The sequence below is a fragment of the Agrobacterium sp. B1(2019) genome (assembly GCF_008274755.1).
In the GTDB taxonomy this organism is placed as follows: Bacteria; Pseudomonadota; Alphaproteobacteria; order Rhizobiales; family Rhizobiaceae; genus Agrobacterium; species Agrobacterium salinitolerans.
The window spans coordinates 2,365,807-2,386,093 of record NZ_VTPB01000001.1; the positions used below are offsets into that span (position 1 = coordinate 2,365,807).

Here is a 20,287-nt window from a genome sequence, read left to right on the forward strand (position 1 = left end):
CTTCTAGGGCAATTCCAGTTTAAGCGGAATCGTTGGGCGGTCCCTACCTCCTTGTTTCTACAAATTTTCCGGACGAAAAACTGCTTCATATCTCTACTGGATGCTCTGGGCCGCAGCCGTCAGCCTTTCGCCGGCGATACGATAGGACACAGCTTCCGCCACGTGGATGCGGCCGACCGTTTGTTTGCCATCCAGATCGGCCAGGGTGCGGGCAACCTTGAGAATGCGATGATAACCGCGCGCGGAGAACTTCAACCGCTCAGCCGCATCGCGCAGCAATTGCAGCCCGGACGCATCCGGCTCGGCATATTTTTCTATCAAGGTCGTCGTGCAGCGGGCATTTGTGCGAATGGCGGCAAATCCCGCCGCCGCGTAGCGTTCCTGCTGCGCAAGGCGAGCCCGGGCGACACGGCCGGTCACTGCCGCACTCGGCTCGGACGCGACGGGGCGGATGAGATCGGCGGCGGAGACCGCGGGAACGTCGATACGGATATCGATACGATCCAGCAACGGGCCGGAAATACGGGCCTGATAATCCGTCACACAACGCGGGCCTCGGGCACAGGTGAAACCCGGCTCTCCCGCCATGCCGCAGCGGCAGGGGTTCATCGCCGCAACGAGCTGGATTTCCGCGGGATAGCTGACGCGATGATTGGCCCGCGCAATGATGCATTCGCCAGTCTCCAGCGGCTGGCGCAGCGCATCCAGCACCTGGGGTGGGAATTCCGGGAACTCGTCCAGAAAAAGAACGCCGTGATGGGCGAGCGAAGCCTCACCCGGCTTGGCGCGAAGCCCCCCGCCGATTAGCGCCGCCATGGTGGCGGAATGATGCGGGGTGCGAAACGGCCTGCGGTCCGAAAGCTTGCCGCCGGACAATTGGCCGGCGATGGAATGGACCATGGACACTTCCAGCAGTTCCGCAGCCTCCAGCGGCGGCAGTATGGACGGCAGGCGGGCTGCGAGCATCGACTTACCGGAGCCGGGCGGCCCGACCATTAGCAGATTGTGGCCGCCGGCGGCCGCCACCTCCAGCGCGCGCCGGGCGCTCTCCTGTCCCTTAATGTCCGCTAAATCCGGCAGATTGACGGGGTTGGCGCGGATGGCAGGCGTCGGGCGCGAGAGAAGCTGGGCGCCACGAAAATGATTGGCCAGTGCAATCAGGCTGCGCGGGGCGAGAATATCGATACCGGCGCCGGCCCAGGCCGCTTCCGGCCCGCTTTCAGCCGGGCAGATCAGCCCCTTGCCAAGCGCATTTGCGCCGATCGCCGCCGGCAAGGCGCCCGAAACCGTGCCGATGGTGCCATCGAGATTGAGTTCGCCGAGAACCACATAACGTGCCAGCATTTCTGCCGGTATCGCGCCCAAAGCGGCCATGAGGCCAAGCGCAATGGGAAGATCAAAATGTGATCCCTCTTTGGGCAAATCCGCAGGCGCGAGATTGACGGTGACCTTTTTTGCCGGCAGCGCCAGACCCGAGGCATGCAGGGCGGCCTGCACCCGCTCGCGGCTTTCGGCCACCGCCTTGTCGGGCAGACCGACAATCTGGATGCCCACCTTTCCCGGTGCGACCATGACCTGCACCTCGACGGGCACACCCTCTATGCCCTGAAATGCAACCGTATTGACCCTTGCCACCATGGCCTGCCCCGCAAACCGGCCGCATCAGCAGAGCTGCATGCCCTATCACGGCCACCCATAAGCAACGTGCCACAGGGCAAAGAATAAAACAAGAACATCCAGCGAACAATTTCTCGCTGGCGCTGTATTTTAGTTGTGTCTAGTTGTACTCGTGGAACAAAGCTGGACCGGAACGCTTGCCTCAGAAATTCTGGGCTTCGCGCTTTTTCTCGATCGCATCCCACAAAAGGCTTGCGACATCGGCGCCGCCGAATTTCCGCACTTCGCGAATGCCGGTGGGCGAGGTAACGTTGATTTCCGTCATATAGTCGCCAATCACATCGATGCCGACGAAGAGGAAACCACGTTCCCGCAAGGCAGGGCCGATGCGGCGGCAGATTTCCTTTTCACGCGCCGTCAGCTCCGTCGGTTCAGGCCGGCCGCCGGCATGCATGTTGGAGCGGGCGTCGTTTTCCGCCGGCACACGGTTGATTGCGCCAACCGGCTCGCCGTCTACCAGGAGGATGCGTTTGTCGCCCTTGCGGACGTCAGGCAGATATTGCTGGGCGATATAAGGCTCGCGGAACATCTGGCCGAACATCTCCAGCAGAGAGGAGAAGTTGCGGTCGTCGCGCGCAGAATGGAAGACGCCTGCACCACCATTTCCGTAAAGCGGCTTGAGGATGATATCCCCCATTTCATTGCGAAAGCGGGCGATTTCCTCCACGTCCTTGGTGATCAGCGTCTTCGGCATCAGATCGGCGAATTCGGTGACGAATATCTTTTCCGGCGAGTTGCGCACCCAGGCGGGATCGTTGACCACCAGCGTTTTCGGATGAATGCGCTCCAGCAGATGGGTCGAGGTGATGTAAGCCATGTCGAATGGCGGATCCTGACGCAGATGGATGACATCCATGGTCGACAGATCGACACGCTCCGGTTCGGACAGGGAAAAATGGTCGCCCTTGATATCGCGCAGTTCCATCTGCTCGACGGTGGCGTAAATCTTGCCATCGCGCATGGAAAGGCGCTCGGGCGTATAATGGAACAACCGATATCCGCGCGCCTGCGCCTCAAGGCTCATGGCGAAGGTAGAGTCACCGGCGATATTGATGCCGGAGACATGATCCATCTGGATCGCGACGTTCTTGATCTTCGCCATGCGCATGTTCCTCTTGCAGCATGCGGACGCTTTGCCGGCCCGCCGTGCCCATTGCCTCACCATTTCCAGCTTCCCGGCAGGACCGGTATAAAGCCGGAAACGCTTCAGAAAACCCTGAAGATGTAGGGCAGCGACCCTTCAAAGGCAACGGCTGCAAGCGGTGGTTTGTGTGAGTTTTATTGAACCTTCACAATTCCGTCGGCGGAGCCTTGCAGGCCCCGCCAACCGCAATGTTTTATCGGTTCAGGCCGCCAGCTTGTAGGAACGGCCGGCAAACAGCTTATTCTTGACGCGATAGGCAAAAGCCAGCGCCTTGGGGAACGGACGGCGCATGAAAGCGACCTTGCGGACATAATCATCCACTCGCCAGGTGGCCCATGTTCCGGCCCGAAAATAGGCGACGTCGCCAACCCGCAGGATGCTAACCGAACCGTCTTCGGCCGTCACATGCACCTCGCCCTCCAGAATATAGACGGTTTCATCCCAGCCGAAGAACCATCGAAATTCACCAGCCGTACAATCCCACATGGCGGTGCTGGAAGCACGGTCGCCGCTTCTGGAATGATCTGCCGCCCGCGCCTGAGGATTGCCGGAAATGATCCAGTCCGGATTGATGGGCGCCGGTTGAAGCCGCAGATCGGTGCAGGACGCGCTGACAACAGCCTCATCTTTTGACCGGCGCAAGTAGGCCGGCAAAATCGGCACCGTGCGGATCGCCATGGTCGCCGCGGCAGCGAACATCATTTTGAAGGACATATGAGAAAACCCCCGTGAAATATTGGAGGTCTTCTATCATCGGGATCGTAACAAAGCGGTTTTGACAATCGGCGCAATTTTAGTCATCGCGCCGATTTCTGCGATGCGCTCAGGCCGTCGCCATTTGCGCGGGCTGCGCCGCCAGTTGCTCCGCTTTGCCGGCAATGCGCTTGCCGGTTTCGCTGGAGAAGAAATGCAGTTTTTCCGGCGCGATCGTGACCGAGAGCGCAGACGGAACCTCGACATCCGGCGGGAAGGCAACGGTCAGGTTCTGTTCGCCGATCATGCCGTGGATGAGACGCTGCGAGCCCAGTTCCTCGATATAATCGACCCGAAGCGGGAAGCCCTGCTCACCTGCCGCAGCGAGGCGGAGATCTTCCGCCCGCATGCCAACCGTCACCGACCCTGAGGCAGGTGCGAAACCGTTGAGCGCAAAGAGCGACGGACCGATGGCGAGGCTATCACCATGCAACTCTGCGTTCAGCAGGTTCATGGCGGGAGAGCCGATGAAACTCGCAACGAAGGTCGAGGCAGGGGTGTGATAGACATCGAGCGGTGCGCCGATCTGTTCGATACGACCGCCATTCAACACCACAAGACGATCGGCCAGCGTCATCGCTTCCAGCTGATCGTGAGTGACATAAATCGAGGTGGTGCCGAGACGCTTTTGCAGACGCTTGATTTCGCCCCGCATGGAAACGCGCAGCTTGGCGTCGAGATTGGACAGGGGCTCGTCGAACAGGAAGGCCGCCGGTTTGCGCACGATGGCGCGGCCCATGGCGACACGCTGCCGTTGGCCGCCGGAAAGGGCGCGCGGCTTGCGGTCCAGATAGGGTTCGAGCTGCAGCATGCGCGCGGCTTCGGCCACACGCGCATCGATTTCCGCCTTCGGTGTCTTGCGGTTCTTCAACCCGTATTCCAGGTTTTCGCGCACCGACATATGTGGGTAAAGCGCGTAGTTCTGGAACACCATGGCGATATCGCGATCGGCCGGATCGGTCTGGTTGACGACCCGGTCGCCGATCTTCACCGTACCCTCGGAGATATCCTCGAGGCCGGCGACCATGCGCAAAAGCGTGGACTTGCCGCAGCCGGAGGGGCCGACCAGAACGATGAATTCACCGTCCCTGATGTCGATATCGACGTGATGCACGGCGCGCACGCCGCCATGATAATCCTTGCAGACCTGACTGATTTCTATCGCGGCCATTTCGGTCTCCTTATTTATCGCTTTCGGTCAGGCCCTTGATGAACCAGCGCTGGAAAATGACGACGATCAGCACCGGCGGCAGCATGGCCAGCACGGCGAGCGCGAAAGCTTCGTTGTAATCGGGAATTTGCGAACCGACCCAGACCTGCAGGATCGATTTGATGCCGCGCATCAGGGTGAAGAAGCCCTCATCCGTCGTCATCAGCATGGGCCAGAGATACTGGTTCCAGCCGTAAACGAACATGATGATGAAGATCGCCGCCATCATGGTGCGGGACAACGGGATGAGAATATCGATAAAGAATTTCACCGGCCCTGCGCCGTCAATGCGGGCAGCCTCCAGCAACTCCTCCGGCACGGATTTGAAGAACTGCCGGAAATAGAAGGTGCCCGTCGCCGAAGCAAGAAGCGGCACGATGAGGCCGGTATAGGAGTTCAAAAGGCCGAGTTTGCTCATCACCTCGTAGGACGGCATGATGCGCACTTCGAGCGGCAGAAGCAGCGTGGTGAAGATGATCCAGAAGGCGAGCGTTGCGAACCGGAAGCGGAAATAGACGATCGCATAGGCGGCGGTCATCGACAGCACGATCTTGCCGACGGCAAAACCGATGCCGAGGATCAGCGAATTCAACACCATGTTGAGACCCGTGATCTGGCCGGTGAAACCGCCCTTCTGGGTCAGGACCTTTTCATAGGTCTCGATGAAATTGTCGCCGGGAACCATCGTCAGACCACTGCGGTGAATTTCCGCAGCAGTATGCGTGGAGGTCATGAAGGCCACGATGACCGGCAATATCAAGAACAGCGCGCCGATGATCAGCACGAGATGATCGAGGGGTTTTGTTTTGTACATGGTCTTTTCCCTCAATTGTAATGGATGCGCTTTTCGATGAAGCGGAACTGGATGATGGTGAGAACAAAGACGACCAGCATCAGAATGACGGACTGGGCGGAAGACCCACCGATGTCATTGCCGCGGAAACCGTCCAGAAACACCTTGTAGACCAGGGTGATCGGATTATTGGCTGCCTTGTCCTTCACCATCACGTCGATGACGCCGAAAGTGTCGAAGAGCGCATAGGTGATGTTGATGATCAGCAGGAAGAAGGCCGTGGGCGCCAGAAGCGGCATGATCACCGTCCAGAACCGTCGAAAACCCGAGCGGCAATCGATGGCGGCGGCTTCCCGCACCGAAACCGGGACGCCCTGAAGCCCCGAAAGGAAGAAGATGAAATTGTAAGGAATCTGCTTCCAGACCGCGACGACGATCATGGCGAAGGCCGTATCGAAATAATTCAGGCCAACCTTCATGTCCCAGCCGAGAAACGCGGCCATTTTGACAAAGGGGCCGATATGCTGGTCGAAAAACATCATGCCGATGAGACCGGCGACAGGCGGCGCGATGGCATAGACGGAAATCAGCAATGTCTTGTATGTCGAGCTGCCGCGAATGACCGCATCCGCCTTGACGGCGAGCAGCAAGCCAAGCGCCAGCGAAAAGAAGGTGACCAGCACGGTGAAGACAACCGTGAATTTGGCGATGCTGAGATATTCGGGGCTGAAGATAGCATCCGAATAATTGGCAAGTCCGACGAAGGAAGCGCCAAAACCGAACGGGTCTTCAATATAAAAGGACGAATGTATGGCCTGAACCGACGGCCAGTAGAAGAAGATGAAAATCACCGCAAGCTGCGGCGCCAGAAACAGGTAGGGCACGTAGGACGAGGAGAACTGCACGCGCTTCATGCCGGCGTCGGCAGGTTTGGCTGGCTTTGCAGCCTTTGCGGACCAGCCGGACAAAAACCGACGCGGTTGAGACGATGTATAGGCCACGCTTGCGCTTCCTTATCCAAGAGCGAGCCCCCTTCCGTGGGAAAGGAGGCTCGGCAATGGTCATTGGTTTCGTAAAGATCGATCAGCCGGCCGTCTTGGCGAAACGGGCGAGCAGGTCGTTGCCTTCCTTCTCGATGATGTCGAAGGCGTCCTTCGGCGTGACTTCGCCGGAGAAGATGCGGTTGTATTCGCGTTCCATGACAGCGCGTATCTGCGGGTAGAAGCCGAGGCGGTAACCCTTGGACCATTCACCACCCGGCAGCGACAGCTGCTGAATACCGACTTCGGCGACCGGCTTTTCCTTGTAGTAGCCTTCAGCCTTCGCCTTTTCGTAAGCGGCCTTGGTGATGGCGACGTAGCCGGTTGCCTTGTGGTAGAAGACCTGGATTTCCGGCGAGGTCAGGAACTGGAAGAAGTCGGCCACGCACTTGTTTTCGGCTTCAGACTTGCCCGACATTGCAAAGAGCGCAGCGCCGCCGATGAAGGAGTTAGTGCCGGCGCCCTTGATGGAACCCCAGTAGGGAAGGAAGGTTGCCGAGAACGGCATGGTCGCCGTCTTCTGCAGGCCGCCGAAGGAACCCGAAGAACCGATCCAGAAGGCGACCTTGCCTTCTTCGAAGGGCTTCTGGTTGTCGTTCCAGCCGGCGCCGTAATAGGCGAACAGGCCCTTGTCCTTCCAGTCCTTCAGCTTGTCGAACATCATGACGAGGTTGGGGTCGGTGACCTTGAGCTTGGTGTCAGTGACGCTCTCATAACCGTTGTTGTTGGTGGCGAACTGGATGTTGTTGCGGGAGAAGAAGTTCTCCGTGAACTGCCAGGTCAGCTGCGACTGGACGAGCGGAATATAGCCGGCTTCCTTAAGCTTCGGCGCAACCTGCTCGAACTCTTCCCAGGTCTTCGGTGCTTCGACGCCGGCCTTCTTCAGGGCTTCGTCGTTGACGTACATGATAGGAGCGGAGGAGTTGAACGGCATGCCGACGAACTTGCCGTCAGCGGCAGCGTAGAAATAACGCACGCCGTTGATGAAGGCGTCGCGGTCGAACTTGTAGCCGGCCTTGTTGATGAGGTCTTCGGCAGGAATGACAGCGCCCTTGGCGTTGATGATGGTGGCGGCGCCAGCGTCAAAAACCTGGAGGATATTCGGCTGCTCGCCGGAGCGGAAAGCGGCGATGCCGCTGGCCAGGGCTTCTTCGTAGGAGCCCTTGGAAACCGGCGTCAGAGCACATTCTTTCTGGGCTTCGTTGAACTTCTGGGCGACTTCGTTGATGACTTCGCCATTGCGGCCGCCCATGCCGTGCCACCAGGTGATGTTGGTCGCAGCCATGGAAGACGTTGCCGACATGCTGACGGCCACCGCGGCCATGGAAATCTTCTTCAACATTACTAAATCCTCTCCACCATTTATTGGGGTGAGGATGCGAATAGAGACGTTCCATGACGCCTCTTTGACAGTTCCATGTAAGATTTATTACAGCGCCCGGGGAAAATCTTAGTCGGCCATGCGCTTTATGGGCCGAGCCGGATTTCCCACCACCGTCGCGCCCGGCGGCACATTGCGTGTCACCACCGAACCGGCGCCGACAATCGCTCCGTCACCGATGGTGACGCCGGCCAGAAGGATCGCTCCGCCGCCAATCCAGACATCGCGGCCGATCGTGACAGGCTTCGCGATTTCAATGCCTTGCGCTCGCAGCACCGGGTCCTGATGGTGTTCCGCGCAGTAAATCTGCACTGCAGGTCCCAGCATCGCTCCGTCGCCTATCGTGATCTTCGCAGAATCGAGAATGGTGCAGCCGGCATTGACATAGACATTTTTGCCCAGCGTAATGTTGAAACCGTAAGCGCAGTGAAACGGCGCTTCAAGAAATACGCCTTCCCCGACAGACGCAAAGAGCGAGCGCAGCGGCGGTGCGACAGCGCCGCGCTCATCCGGCGCCATCGTATTGTGCTCGTGGACGGCCCCTCTTGCCCGCCAGCGCAATATATCCAGCTCGGCATCCATGCAGCTGTACCATTCGCCTGCGGCCATTTTTTCCCGCTCGGTGGACATTGTTTCCCTCCCCTCAAAAGGCGTCGATAAAATGCTGCGGCAGGCGTCGCGGCAAAACGGCGATGATATCGAAACGCAGCGAGAACCGCGCGGCGTCCTTGCGGCGGGCGAGCCATAGATCGGCCGCCGCCCGAATACGGTGCTGCGAATGGAAACCGACGGCATCCACGGCACCTTCGCCGGACGTTCGCGCCTTGACCTCGACGATGGCGACGAGGTCCTTCTTGCGGGCGATGAGATCGATTTCCCCCAGCCGGGTGCGATAACGAATGGCGAGGATGCGATATCCCTTCAGCAGCAGATAAAGTGCTGCCCAATATTCCGCGACATGGCCGCGTCGCTCGGCCTTGCGCCTTTTGTTGCTTCGCCCGTCAGCGGCCATCCGTTTCCTTCATGTCCAGCAGCCTTTGATAAAGCTCCTTGCGCGGCATGCCCGTCAGCTTCGCCGCTTCACCTGCCGCCTTGGCGGCGGGCATGGTGGCGACGAGATCCTTCAACAGTTTCTCGACATCCTCGATATCGGGAATCTCGTCATAGGATGGCGGTTCCACCAGCAGCACGACCTCGCCCTTCACCACACGGTCGCCATCGTAATAGTCCGCAAGCTCGCCCAGCGTGCCGCGCCGGAACTCCTCGAAGGTCTTGGTCAGTTCGCGGCAAACCACGGCGCGGCGGTCGCGGCCTAGCACTTCGGACGCCACCTTGACGGAAGCACCGATGCGATGCGGCGATTCAAAAAAGATCAAGGTGGCCGGAATTTTCGCGAGTTCGGCGAAACGGTCGCGCTTGCCGCGATCCTTCACTGGCAGGAAGCCCGCAAACAGGAAAGCGTCGCTCGGCATTCCCGAACCCACGAGGGCGGCGAGCGGCGCGGATGCTCCCGGCACCGGCACGACACGATGCCCGGCCTCGAGCGCGAGCTGGCCGAGGCGGTAACCGGGATCGGAAACAAGCGGCGTTCCGGCATCCGAGACCAGCGCCACGGATTTTCCCGCCTCAAGCGCCGCGATGAGCTTCGGCCCCGCTTCGTTTGCATTGTGCTCGTGATAGGCGAGCGGACGTGTGCGGACGCCGTAACGTTCGAGGAGGATGCGAGTGACGCGGGTATCCTCGCAGGCGAGAACATCGGCCGAGGCCAGCGTTTCCAGTGCGCGGATGGTGATGTCACCGAGATTGCCGATGGGCGTGGCAACAAGATAGAGGGCGGGTTCCACCGGTCGCGCGGCAATGATGGCCGTGCCGATCCTGAAGCTCTTCGTATCTCTGCTGTCGCTGTTCGATATTTCTTCCGTCACACGGCTTCCAATCATTCTGGCCGATTATTCGCGGCCGGTCGCTCTGGTTTCCTCCCTTTATGGGCAATAGAAAACCGGGGAACAAGGTCCACGGACGCCCCCAGCCTGTGGATCATGCTGTATAGCAGCAAAATGACCCAGGGCAGATGCACTCGGCTCTTGCATTTCCCGCAATAACTCTGCCATTTTGCCGGTCCACATTATCCGGCTTTCTGGCCGGTGAAGACTCTTCTTGCCGATCCGGCGGTGGCCGGCTCGCAACGGTTGAAAGCGGTAGCGTCCATGCGTATTACTCTTGAGCGGTCGAACCTTCTGAAATCGCTGAACCACGTCCACCGGGTCGTCGAGCGTCGCAACACGATCCCGATCCTTTCCAACGTCCTCCTGCGCGCCTCCGGCGCCAATCTGGACATGAAGGCGACCGACCTCGATCTCGAAATCACCGAAGCGACGCCGGCCATGGTGGAACAAGCGGGCGCCACAACCGTGCCGGCGCATCTGCTATATGAAATCGTGCGCAAGCTGCCGGACGGTTCCGAAGTGCTTCTGGCCACCAACCCGGATGGCTCCTCGATGACGGTTGCCTCCGGCCGTTCGAAATTCTCGCTGCAATGCCTGCCGGAAGGGGACTTCCCCGACCTCACGGCCGGCACCTTCAGTCACACCTTCAAACTGAAGGCGACCGATCTGAAGATGCTGATCGACCGGACGCAGTTTGCGATTTCGACCGAAGAGACGCGTTATTACCTGAACGGTATTTTTTTCCATACCATCGAAAGCAATGGCGACCTGAAGCTGCGCGCCGTCGCGACCGACGGCCACCGCCTGGCCCGCGCCGATGTGGATGCGCCTTCCGGTTCTGAAGGCATGCCGGGCATCATCATCCCGCGCAAGACCGTGGGCGAACTACAGAAGCTGATGGACAACCCTGAACTGGAAGTGACGGTTGAAGTATCGGATGCGAAAATCCGCCTGACAATCGGCTCTGTCGTTCTGACCTCGAAGCTGATCGACGGCACCTTCCCGGATTACCAGCGCGTGATCCCGACCGGCAACGACAAGGAAATGCGGGTCGATTGCCAGACCTTCGCGCAGGCTGTCGACCGCGTCTCGACCATTTCTTCCGAGCGCGGCCGCGCCGTGAAGCTCGCGCTCACCAACGGCCAGCTAACGCTGACCGTCAACAACCCGGATTCGGGCAGTGCGACGGAAGAAGTGGCTGTCGGTTACGACAATGATTCGATGGAAATAGGCTTCAACGCCAAATATCTCCTCGACATCACCTCGCAGCTTTCCGGCGACGACGCGATTTTCCTGCTGGCAGACGCCGGCTCGCCGACGCTCGTTCGCGACACCGCCGGCGACGATGCGCTTTACGTTTTGATGCCGATGCGCGTTTGAAACGGGAATCTTCCGCAAATTTCATCGAAAAGCCGGTGGAACGCTTCACCGGCTTTTCTTGATTCGGCGGCGCTTTTTAAACCGTAGGCGAATTTTTCCAGTTACGACATTTTGCCTTGTTTTTGCGCCAAATGGGATCAACATTACGTAACAGTTTTTTGACAATGACCAAATGCATCTGAGGGAACTATGGCACTTAACCTGAAGCAACGGCTTGAACAGAAATTTGAGGAAGAAATCCGCTTTTTCAAAGGCATGGTCAGCCAGCCGAAAAAAGTCGGGGCCATTGTTCCGACATCGACAATCACGGCGAAAAAAATGGCGAGTGTCATCAATCCCCATTCCGGCCTGCCGGTTCTCGAACTCGGCCCGGGCACGGGTGTCATCACCAAGGCCATTCTGGCGCGCGGCATCAAGCCGGAGAACCTCACCGCCATCGAATATTCGACCGATTTCTACAATCAGCTGCTCAGGAGCTATCCGGGCGTCAATTTCGTCAATGGCGACGCCTTCGATCTCGATGCGACGCTTGGCGAACACGCGGGCCAGATGTTCGACAGCGTCATTTCCGCCGTGCCGATGCTGAATTTTCCCATGGCCGCCCGTATCAAGCTTCTCGACGAATTGCTGAAGCGCGTCCCCCATGGCCGCCCCGTCGTGCAGATATCCTACGGTCCGATTTCCCCGATCGTCGCGCAGCCGCATCTCTATCACATCCGTCATTTCGATTTCATCGTGCGCAATATTCCGCCGGCGCAATTGTGGACCTACACGCGGGCCTGATAGTCGACAGAGCGCCGGAACCCGTCACCTCCCGGTCGTGACGAATGGTTAGGGTATTGATTTGCCCTTTCCGCCGCACTTGAGGACCGATTGCCATGCATGCGCTGTACATTACCCACCCGCAGGTCAAGATCGATCCGGCCGTTCCCCTTCCCGAATGGGGGCTTTCGGACAGGGGCGCGGAGCGGACGCGCAAGGCAAGCCGCCTGCCCTGGGCAAGGTCATTGCGCCACATCGTTTCCAGCGCCGAGACCAAGGCGATCGAAACCGCCCGCATCCTGGCTGAAGTCTCCGGGGCGGACGTGGACATCGTCGAGGCGATGCATGAAAATGACCGGTCCGCCACCGGCTTCCTGCCGTCGCCGGAATTCGAAAAGGCGGCGGACTGGTTCTTCGCCCATCCCGAGGAAAGCTTTCACGGCTGGGAGCGTGCAATCGACGCGCAGGCGCGTATCGTCGGGGCGGTCAAAGCCGTTCTTGACCGGCACGACCCGCAGCAGCCGATCGCCTTTGTCGGTCATGGTGGCGTTGGCACGCTTCTGAAATGCCATATCGAAGGCCGAGGCATCAGCCGCGCCGAGGACCAGCCGCCCGGCGGTGGCAATCTCTTTCGCTTCTCCATCGCCGACTTTTCACTTGCAGCCGCGCCCCCCACATGCGACTGGACGGCAATGGAAACATGGCAGGGATAAGACAATGACCGCGCGCGAAAAACTCATCGTCGGGCTGGATGTTCCGACTGTGCAGCAGGCTGAAGACATCGTTTCGAAAATCGGCGATGAGGTTCTCTTCTACAAGATCGGTTATCAGCTGGTCTTCGCCGGCGGTCTCGAATTCGCGCGTGACCTTGTCCAGAGCGGCAAGAAGGTCTTTCTCGACATGAAGCTGCTCGATATCGACAATACCGTCGCCTCCGGTGTCGAAAACATCGCCCGCATGGGCATGTCGATGCTGACGCTGCACGCCTATCCCAAAGCGATGCGCGCTGCTGTCAAGGCCGCTGAAGGCTCCGGCCTTTGCCTGCTGGGCGTCACCGTGCTCACCTCGATGGACGACGTCGATCTCGCCGAGGCAGGTTATGCTTCTGACGCTCGTTCGCTGGTGCTGCGCCGGGCGGAGCAGGCACGCGAGGCGGGCATGGGCGGCATCGTCTGTTCGGCGGAAGAATCGACCGCCGTGCGCGAAATCCTCGGCCCGGACCTTGCCGTGGTTACCCCCGGCATTCGCCCGGCCGGAGCAGATCTCGGCGATCAGAAGCGGGTGATGACGCCTTATGACGCCATCAAGGCCGGCTCGAGCCATCTGGTTGTCGCCCGCCCCATCGTTAGGGCGGAGGATCCTAAAGCGGCGGCCCGCGCCATTCTTGACGATATGCTGCGCGCCAGCTTTCCAGCCAATCAGTAACCGCAACCGGAGGACATGAAATGGCAAAGGGATATTGGATCGCCCAGGTCGATGTGCGTGACAGTGAGCGTTACAAGGACTATGTCACGACGGCAAAGCCCGCTTTCGAGCGGTTTGGCGCGAATTTCCTGGCCCGTGGCGGCGCGCTGACCGAGCTGGAAGGCAAGGCGCGTGCTCGCAACGTCGTCATCGAATTCCCGTCGGTACAGCACGCAATCGACTGCTATAATTCACCCGAATATCAGGCCGCGGCCAAAATCCGCCAGGAAGTCGCGGATGCAGAGATGATGATCGTCGAAGGAATTTGACGGCCGTCACCCGTATTTCCCAAGCCGGCCTTTCGGCTCGCGACAACATCTCTTCACGCGCGCGCGGCTTTGGGATAAGAGACTGAAAAACGCTTTATCGACAGCTTCTGAGGAGCCTCCCATGACCTTGGCCAACCTTCCACCCCTCGTCACCGTATTCGGCGGTTCGGGTTTTGTCGGGCGGCATGTCGTGCGGATACTTGCAAAGCGCGGTTACCGCATCCGCGTCGCCGTGCGCCGCCCGGATCTCGCCGGTTTCCTGCAGCCGCTCGGCAATGTCGGCCAGATTTCATTCGCCCAGGCGAACCTGCGTTATCGCGATTCCATCGTCAAAGCCGTGGAGGACGCCGACCATGTGGTCAATTGCGTCGGCATCCTGACCGAAAGCGGTCGCAACACGTTTGACGCCGTCCAGGAATTCGGCGCGAAAGCCATTGCCGAGGCGGCCCGCGACGCGGGTGCGACGCTGACGCATATCTCCGCCATCGGCGCGGACGCCAATTCGCCGACCGGTTATGGCCGCACCAAGGGCCGCGCCGAGGCCGCCATTCATTCCGCCCTTCCTGACGCCGTGATCCTGCGCCCGTCGATCATTTTTGGACCGGAAGACGATTTCTTCAACAAGTTCGCGAAGATGGCCCGAAGCATGCCATTCCTGCCGCTGATCGGCGGCGGAAAAACCAGGTTCCAGCCTGTCTATGTGGAGGATGTAGCGGAAGCCGTCGCCCGTGGCGTCGATGGCAAGCTGAAGCCCGGCGCGATCTATGAACTCGGCGGTCAGGACGTGATGACGTTCCGTGACTGTCTCGAGGCGGTTCTCGCCGCGACCTATCGGGAGCGTCCTTTCGTCAACCTGCCTTTCGGCGTCGCGTCGATGATTGGCAAGATCGCTTCAATGGTACCTCTGATTGCACCACCGCTGACGCCCGATCAGGTAACCATGCTGAAAAAAGACAATGTCGTTTCCACTGACACCGAAAAGAACGGCTTGACGCTGGAAGGTATCGGCATCACCCCTGTTCGCGTTGCGTCGGTTCTACCTTCCTACATGGTGCAATATCGCCCGCACGGCCAGTTCTCCAATGCCGGAAAAGCGGCCTGAGGCCCGCCTTTGGCCTCATTGCTCATAAGTAAAAGCGGGAGCCATTCCCGCTTTTTTTGCGCAATTTAATCGCAACCAAACCGCTATTCGCGCATTTTCCCCTCAACTGCGGGGGAGGTGTTGAATGAACTAAGGCTGCTTTGCAAAGCTGGGTAAAAGTTAACGGTCGTCCGGGCTCCACAGGCAAGCGTGGCACAAGCGCAACTGTGGAAAAGACTTCGTATTAACCCGGTATTCAACAAGCTGCTTTATTGATATTCGCCACATTCCAAACATATCCCGAACCCTCAATTCACACACGGCGGCATGATCCGCGCGAACGAACGTCTGAAAGGCAATCATAAATGGGCAGATCTATCGCACTCTTTTTTGCGTGTGCGGCTTTGGTGGTTCTGGCGGGTTCTTTTATGGCGCCGGGAACGGTTGCAGCGGGCAAGAGCGGTTGCGCTCCAGCCTATGGCGTCGACCCCTGCGCAACGGCTTCGATCAGCACCAACTGATCGGACTTTAAAAGTTTCAAAGAAAAAGCGTCGCCGGTTCTCCGGGGGCGCTTTTTCTGTTCGTTCGTTGCGGGCGCAGATTATTGCCGCCCCTGGCTCACCCCAGCACAAGAAGCGCGATCAGTCCCAGCGAACCGATGACGATGCGCCACCATGCAAAGGGTGCAAAGCCTCGCCGCGATACGAAATCCAGCAGAGAGCGAACGACGAAGAGGCCTGAGACAAAAGCGGCGATGAACCCCACGGCGATCAGCGCGCCGTCATCGAAGCTCAGCGCATCACGGTTCTTGTAGAGATCGAGCGTGAAAGCACCGAGCATGGTCGGCATCGCCAGAAAGAACGAAAATTCGGCGGCGGAGCGCTTGTCCGTTCCCATCAGCAGCGATCCGACGATTGTGGCGCCAGACCGCGACGTGCCGGGAATCATCGCAAGGCACTGGAAGAGGCCGATCTTGAAGGCAAGCGACGGCGGATAATCCATGATGTCGGTATATTTCGGTTTCAGCGGCATGCGGTCGACGCCGAGCAGAATGATGCCGCCGATGATCAGCACCGCACAGATGAGCATCGGCGTTTCAAACAGCACGGTCTTGATGAAATCATGCGCCAAAGCACCGATTATCGCCGCCGGCAGGAAGGCGAGAGCGACGGCCAGCACGAAACGGCGCGCCTTGGCGTTGGTCGGCAAGGCCATGGCTATCGACACAAGCTTCTGGAAATAAACAAGAAGGATCGCAAGGATCGCACCGAGCTGAATAAGAACGGCGAAGGTGTTGCCGGGTGATTTGAAGCCTAGGAAATGCCCGGCCAGCAGCACATGCGCCGTTGAGGAGACGGGGATGAACTCCGTCAGACCCTCGATAATGCCCAGCAGAAGTGCGCTGATGATCGACTGGTCACCCATGAGGTATCCTTCTTTTCAGGGGGAAAGCGGCAATGGAAGGTAATAAAGCGCGACGCGTTCGACCGAACCGGTGCGACGCGCTTTAAATTTTTGTTTTTATGCACGTCTTTGCCCCAAAACCGCTGCACACTTTTGGGAGACGTGCCATAGCGTTAAACTTGTTTTAAAGTAGCCGAGTTCTTATAGCGTCTTGATGAAGCGAAACTGAAAAAGTTTTTCGGCAATGCCGATCATGACAACCAATCGTAAAAATTGAGTACCGATGCCAACTCTCTATCACTCTCCGATGTCGACCGCATCCCGGTTCGTTCGTCTGATCCTTGCGGAATACGGGTTTCAGACCGATCTCGTGGAGGAGCAGCCATGGGAAAGACGGCGAGAGTTTCTGGCGCTCAATCCTGCCGGCACCTTGCCGGTCTATCTGGACGACAATATGCGCTCGCTGAGCGGGCCCTATGTGCTTGCCGAGTTTCTCGACGAAACGCATGGCGTGTTGAAGCGGGACAGGCGGCTTCTCGCGGAAGACCCTTTTCAGCGCGCGGAAATCCGCCGCCTGACGGAATGGTTTCTGCAGAAGATGGAAAACGACGTGACCCGGCCGCTGGTGCGGGAACGGGTCTATAAATTGCAAATGACGGCGGCGCAGGGTGGCGGACCGCCAGATTCCAAGCTGCTGCGCACCGCCCGCAACAATATTCGCCAGCATATCAAATATCTGGAATGGCTGGCCGGCTCGCGCACCTGGCTGGCCGGCGACCGGTTGAGCTATGCCGATCTTGCCGCGGCTGCCGCGGTCTCGGTGCTGGATTATCTCGGTGAGATCAACTGGCTCGAAGCGCCGATTGCCAAGGAATGGTATCAGCGGGTGAAATCCCGGCCTTCCTTCCGGCCGTTCCTCAGCGAACGCATTCCGCGTCTTGCCCCTTCCTCCCACTACGCCGATCTGGACTTCTGAGGTCTGCCCATCCGGTTATTTGCTGCGGCGTGCGGCTGTATGTAAAGCATGTCGTTGTCCCGAAACCGCTGCACACTTTCGGGCGACATGCATTATATATGCCGCAGAATAACCCGCAGGAGAAACGACCATCGACGTCGCGAGCGAAAAGCAGCGAATACGCGCGCGTAAACTGACGGACTTCGTTCGCCAGGAAGCGCTTTCGCTTGGCTTCGATCTCTGCCGCATTACTGCCCCAGACAGCATTCCGCTCGCACCCGAACGGCTGAGACAGTTTCTCGACAATGGCTATCACGGCACGATGGCGTGGATGGAGGAAACCGAGGCCCGCCGGGCAGAACCGAGAACGCTCTGGGGAGACGTGCGCTCCATCGTCATGTTCGGGCTGAACTATGGTCCGGAAGAAGATCCGCGCGGCCTGCTTTTAAAACCCGACAAGGCAGCCATTTCGGTCTACGCCCGCAATCGCGATTACCACGACGTTATCAAGGGGCGGCTGAAAGAAATCGCTACCCGTTTTGCCGCGCGCGCCGGCGAGGATGTAAAGGTCTTTGTCGATACCGCACCCGTAATGGAAAAACCGCTTGCCGCCGCCGCTGGTCTCGGCTGGCAGGGCAAGCACACCAACCTCGTCAGCCGCACCCATGGTTCGTGGCTATTTCTCGGCAGCATGTTTACCACGGCCGAACTCTGTCTTGACGACGCTGAGAGGGACCATTGCGGCTCCTGCCGCGCCTGTCTCGATGCCTGTCCGACGGCCGCTTTCCCCGCGCCCTATCAATTGGACGCGCGCCGCTGCATTTCCTATCTCACCATCGAGCACAAGGGGCCGATCCCGCACGAATTTCGGCCGATGATCGGCAATCGCATCTATGGCTGCGACGACTGCCTTGCCGCCTGTCCGTGGAACAAATTCGCAGCCAGCGCCTCCGAGATGAAATTGCAGGCGCGCGAGGATCTGAAGGAACCTTCCATCGCTTTCCTGCTCACGCTCGATGACGCCGCCTTTCGCAGTTTCTTCAGCGGCTCGCCCGTTAAGCGCATCGGCCGCAATCGCTTCATCCGCAACGTGCTGATCGCGGCGGGCAACTCTGCCGACCGGCAATTCGTGGAACAATGCAAGGCGCTTGCCGAAACAGACCCTTCGCCGGAGGTGCGCGGCATGGCCGCATGGGCTTTGTCACGGCTTATGGACAGGGACGAATTCCGTACATACTCTGCCGGTCGCGCCCCGGAGCCTGATCCGGAGGCGGAAATGGAATGGCAACTGGCGGAGGCGTGACGCATGCATGTGATGATTTTCGGCGCGGGATATTCAGGAAAAGCCATCGCTAACGCGCTAAAAACCGAAGCAGCAAGCGTTTCCGGCACCACACGCAGCCAGAACAAGTTCCCAGACCTCGCCGCCGCAGGCATGACGCCGTTGCTCTTCGACGGTGTTCAACTCAACGACGAACTCGTCGCCGCAATGGGCAATGTTACCCATCTCGTACAATCCGTCGCGCCGGGCAAGGATGGCGATCCGCTGCTTGCGCTTCTGGGCGGCGATCTGAAAAAGTTCATGCCCGATCTGAAATGGGTCGCTTATCTTTCCACCGTCGGCGTTTATGGCGACCATGGCGGCGCCTGGGTGGACGAGACAACGCCCTGCCGCCCGGTCTCCGCGCGATCCGTGGAACGGGTGGGTGCGGAAACCGCCTGGACTGCGGCAGCGGAAAAGGCGGGGGCGCCGCTTTCCATCCTGCGCCTTTCCGGAATTTACGGCCCCGGACGCAATGCCTTCATGAATTTCGAGAAGGGAACGGCGCGGCGGCTAGTGAAGAAAGATCAGGTATTCAATCGCATCCGGGTCGAGGATATCGGTGCAGCACTTGCCTTTCTTGTAGCGAAAGACGAACGCGGCATCTTCAACGTGACCGACGATGAACCCTGCCCGCCGCAGGATGTGGTGAGCTTCGCAGCAGCGCTAATGGGGGTGGAACCGCCACCCGAACAGGCCTTTGAGACCGCCGATCTGACGCCGATGGCGCGCTCTTTTTATGGCGAGAACAAGCGCGTTTCCAACGCCAGAATACGCGATCTCGGCTTCGATTTCCGCTTTCCGGAGTACAGGCTCTCTCTCAGACAATTGTGGGAAAACGGCGTCTGGCGGGGCTGAAAAATCCCCTGTCGGAAAGTGATGAAAAATCCTTCCAAGCCCGCTTTTGCGGATGGTTTTCGTCTCATTTCAGCCAATTAGGATTTTATTAACCGCCCAAAAATCAGTAAATTCAGAGTAATTAGAAAAATATTTCACTTACATTTCGTGAACCAGATTCACGAAGTCGTGACCTGCAACAGCATTTCGATTAACTATTGATTCCGCGTCATTTTTTCCACTTTTTTCTCAAGACACGCTCTGACAGGCTCCCGACTAATGATCACGAATATTACAGGCCGTAACGGTTCGTGATTTGAGCTCAGCTTTTTTTCGCCATTTTTCCCTCGCCCTACAATCTCGCATCAAAAGGCGTTCAGGTCAGTTCATGGCCGTTTAGCAAGGGCACAATCAATCGGCGCGGGGCCGATTTTCAGGGAAGTACAGTTTGTTGAATATCCGTCGTATAACTTTCACCGCTGCAACTATCGCCGCCTGTTCCATCATTGCGCCTCTTCAGGCGAATGCGGCAAATGGTTGTGGAGGCGCATCGTGGTATGCGTTGACCTCCAAGACTGCTTCGGGTGAGCGCATGAACGCCGCCCACCTGACCGCCGCCCACCGCTCTTTGCGGTTCGGCACCAAGATCAAGGTGACCAATGCGCGCAATGGCAAGGCCGTTGTGGTGCGCATCAATGACCGCGGGCCGTTCATCAAGGGTCGTGTTCTCGATCTGTCCAAGGCGGCCGCCAAGAACATCGGCATGATCAATTCCGGCACTGCCAAGGTCTGCTACGAGATCGTCAAGGCCGATTGAGCCTTGCCCTCGCCGCCATTCGCGTCTACCAACCGGGCTTAGCACAAGAACGA

21 protein-coding genes are annotated in these 20,287 nt (G+C 58.8%); 10 read left to right on the forward strand and 11 right to left on the reverse strand.

Annotated features, from left to right (window positions below; genetic code table 11):
• Positions 1-93: 93 nt before the first annotated feature.
• The 10 genes from AGR1_RS11835 to rsmI form a co-directional block, all read right to left on the reverse strand.
• Positions 94-1,638: a YifB family Mg chelatase-like AAA ATPase gene (locus AGR1_RS11835; protein ID WP_149146981.1), complete on the reverse strand. Its 1,545-nt coding sequence runs from the start codon at positions 1,636-1,638 to the stop codon at positions 94-96.
• 181 nt (positions 1,639-1,819) lie between these two features.
• Complete coding sequence (gene gshB / locus AGR1_RS11840) at positions 1,820-2,779, reverse strand: glutathione synthase (RefSeq protein WP_080793258.1); 960 nt, start codon at positions 2,777-2,779, stop codon at positions 1,820-1,822.
• A gap of 243 nt (positions 2,780-3,022) precedes the next feature.
• The gene (locus AGR1_RS11845; RefSeq protein WP_077983738.1) at positions 3,023-3,535 is read right to left on the reverse strand and encodes a cupin domain-containing protein; all 513 of its coding nucleotides are present in this window, start codon (positions 3,533-3,535) and stop codon (positions 3,023-3,025) included.
• Positions 3,536-3,644: 109 nt separating this feature from the next.
• Positions 3,645-4,745, reverse strand: coding sequence for a sn-glycerol-3-phosphate import ATP-binding protein UgpC (locus tag AGR1_RS11850; RefSeq protein ID WP_080791513.1), 1,101 nt, complete (start codon positions 4,743-4,745; stop codon positions 3,645-3,647).
• A 10-nt stretch (positions 4,746-4,755) separates the two neighbouring features.
• Positions 4,756-5,598 (reverse strand): sn-glycerol-3-phosphate ABC transporter permease UgpE, encoded by an 843-nt coding sequence (gene ugpE / locus AGR1_RS11855; RefSeq protein WP_080791514.1) that lies wholly within the window; start codon positions 5,596-5,598, stop codon positions 4,756-4,758.
• Positions 5,599-5,609: 11 nt separating this feature from the next.
• Entirely contained in the window at positions 5,610-6,578 is a 969-nt protein-coding gene (locus tag AGR1_RS11860) for an ABC transporter permease subunit (protein WP_169538604.1), read from the reverse strand.
• Between the two features lie 82 nt (positions 6,579-6,660).
• Positions 6,661-7,959, reverse strand: coding sequence for an extracellular solute-binding protein (locus tag AGR1_RS11865; RefSeq protein WP_080791515.1), 1,299 nt, complete (start codon positions 7,957-7,959; stop codon positions 6,661-6,663).
• Positions 7,960-8,067: 108 nt separating this feature from the next.
• Complete coding sequence (locus tag AGR1_RS11870; protein ID WP_149146982.1) at positions 8,068-8,628, reverse strand: sugar O-acetyltransferase; 561 nt, start codon at positions 8,626-8,628, stop codon at positions 8,068-8,070.
• Positions 8,629-8,641: 13 nt separating this feature from the next.
• Positions 8,642-9,010, reverse strand: a complete 369-nt coding sequence (locus tag AGR1_RS11875; protein ID WP_080791517.1) for a YraN family protein — start codon at positions 9,008-9,010, stop codon at positions 8,642-8,644.
• Positions 9,000-9,938, reverse strand: a complete 939-nt coding sequence (gene rsmI / locus AGR1_RS11880; protein ID WP_080791518.1) for a 16S rRNA (cytidine(1402)-2'-O)-methyltransferase — start codon at positions 9,936-9,938, stop codon at positions 9,000-9,002. Before rsmI ends, AGR1_RS11875 begins: the two co-directional genes overlap by 11 nt.
• A 267-nt stretch (positions 9,939-10,205) precedes the next feature.
• Between rsmI and dnaN the strand changes: the two genes are divergently transcribed.
• The 6 genes from dnaN to AGR1_RS11910 all read left to right on the forward strand — a co-directional run bounded on the left by dnaN (position 10,206) and on the right by AGR1_RS11910 (position 14,921).
• Positions 10,206-11,324 carry a DNA polymerase III subunit beta gene (gene dnaN / locus AGR1_RS11885; RefSeq protein ID WP_065654600.1) on the forward strand — a complete coding sequence of 373 codons (1,119 nt, stop codon included), beginning with the start codon at positions 10,206-10,208 and terminating at the stop codon, positions 11,322-11,324.
• Between the two features lie 189 nt (positions 11,325-11,513).
• A complete protein-coding gene (gene pmtA, locus AGR1_RS11890) occupies positions 11,514-12,107 on the forward strand; it encodes a phospholipid N-methyltransferase PmtA (protein ID WP_080791519.1) in 594 nt (197 codons plus the stop codon).
• 95 nt (positions 12,108-12,202) lie between these two features.
• Complete coding sequence (locus tag AGR1_RS11895) at positions 12,203-12,799, forward strand: histidine phosphatase family protein (RefSeq protein ID WP_149146983.1); 597 nt, start codon at positions 12,203-12,205, stop codon at positions 12,797-12,799.
• Positions 12,800-12,803: 4 nt separating this feature from the next.
• On the forward strand, positions 12,804-13,511 hold the full coding sequence (pyrF, locus tag AGR1_RS11900) for an orotidine-5'-phosphate decarboxylase (protein ID WP_003503850.1): 708 nt from the start codon (positions 12,804-12,806) through the stop codon (positions 13,509-13,511).
• Between the two features lie 20 nt (positions 13,512-13,531).
• Positions 13,532-13,819: a DUF1330 domain-containing protein gene (locus AGR1_RS11905; protein ID WP_080791521.1), complete on the forward strand. Its 288-nt coding sequence runs from the start codon at positions 13,532-13,534 to the stop codon at positions 13,817-13,819.
• Positions 13,820-13,940: 121 nt separating this feature from the next.
• Complete coding sequence (locus AGR1_RS11910) at positions 13,941-14,921, forward strand: complex I NDUFA9 subunit family protein (protein ID WP_149146984.1); 981 nt, start codon at positions 13,941-13,943, stop codon at positions 14,919-14,921.
• Positions 14,922-15,518: 597 nt separating this feature from the next.
• Here the strand turns inward: AGR1_RS11910 and AGR1_RS11925 are convergent.
• Positions 15,519-16,325, reverse strand: a complete 807-nt coding sequence (locus AGR1_RS11925) for an undecaprenyl-diphosphate phosphatase (RefSeq protein ID WP_149146985.1) — start codon at positions 16,323-16,325, stop codon at positions 15,519-15,521.
• Positions 16,326-16,587: 262 nt separating this feature from the next.
• Between AGR1_RS11925 and AGR1_RS11935 the strand changes: the two genes are divergently transcribed.
• The 4 genes from AGR1_RS11935 (at position 16,588) to AGR1_RS11950 (ending at position 20,234) form a co-directional block, all read left to right on the forward strand.
• Positions 16,588-17,280 carry a glutathione S-transferase family protein gene (locus AGR1_RS11935; RefSeq protein WP_003520121.1) on the forward strand — a complete coding sequence of 231 codons (693 nt, stop codon included), beginning with the start codon at positions 16,588-16,590 and terminating at the stop codon, positions 17,278-17,280.
• A 130-nt stretch (positions 17,281-17,410) separates the two neighbouring features.
• A complete protein-coding gene (gene queG, locus AGR1_RS11940; RefSeq protein ID WP_149146986.1) occupies positions 17,411-18,562 on the forward strand; it encodes a tRNA epoxyqueuosine(34) reductase QueG in 1,152 nt (383 codons plus the stop codon).
• A gap of 3 nt (positions 18,563-18,565) precedes the next feature.
• The gene (locus AGR1_RS11945) at positions 18,566-19,438 is read left to right on the forward strand and encodes an SDR family oxidoreductase (RefSeq protein ID WP_080791527.1); all 873 of its coding nucleotides are present in this window, start codon (positions 18,566-18,568) and stop codon (positions 19,436-19,438) included.
• Between the two features lie 427 nt (positions 19,439-19,865).
• Positions 19,866-20,234 carry a septal ring lytic transglycosylase RlpA family protein gene (locus AGR1_RS11950; RefSeq protein ID WP_077983751.1) on the forward strand — a complete coding sequence of 123 codons (369 nt, stop codon included), beginning with the start codon at positions 19,866-19,868 and terminating at the stop codon, positions 20,232-20,234.
• Positions 20,235-20,287 lie beyond the last annotated feature (53 nt).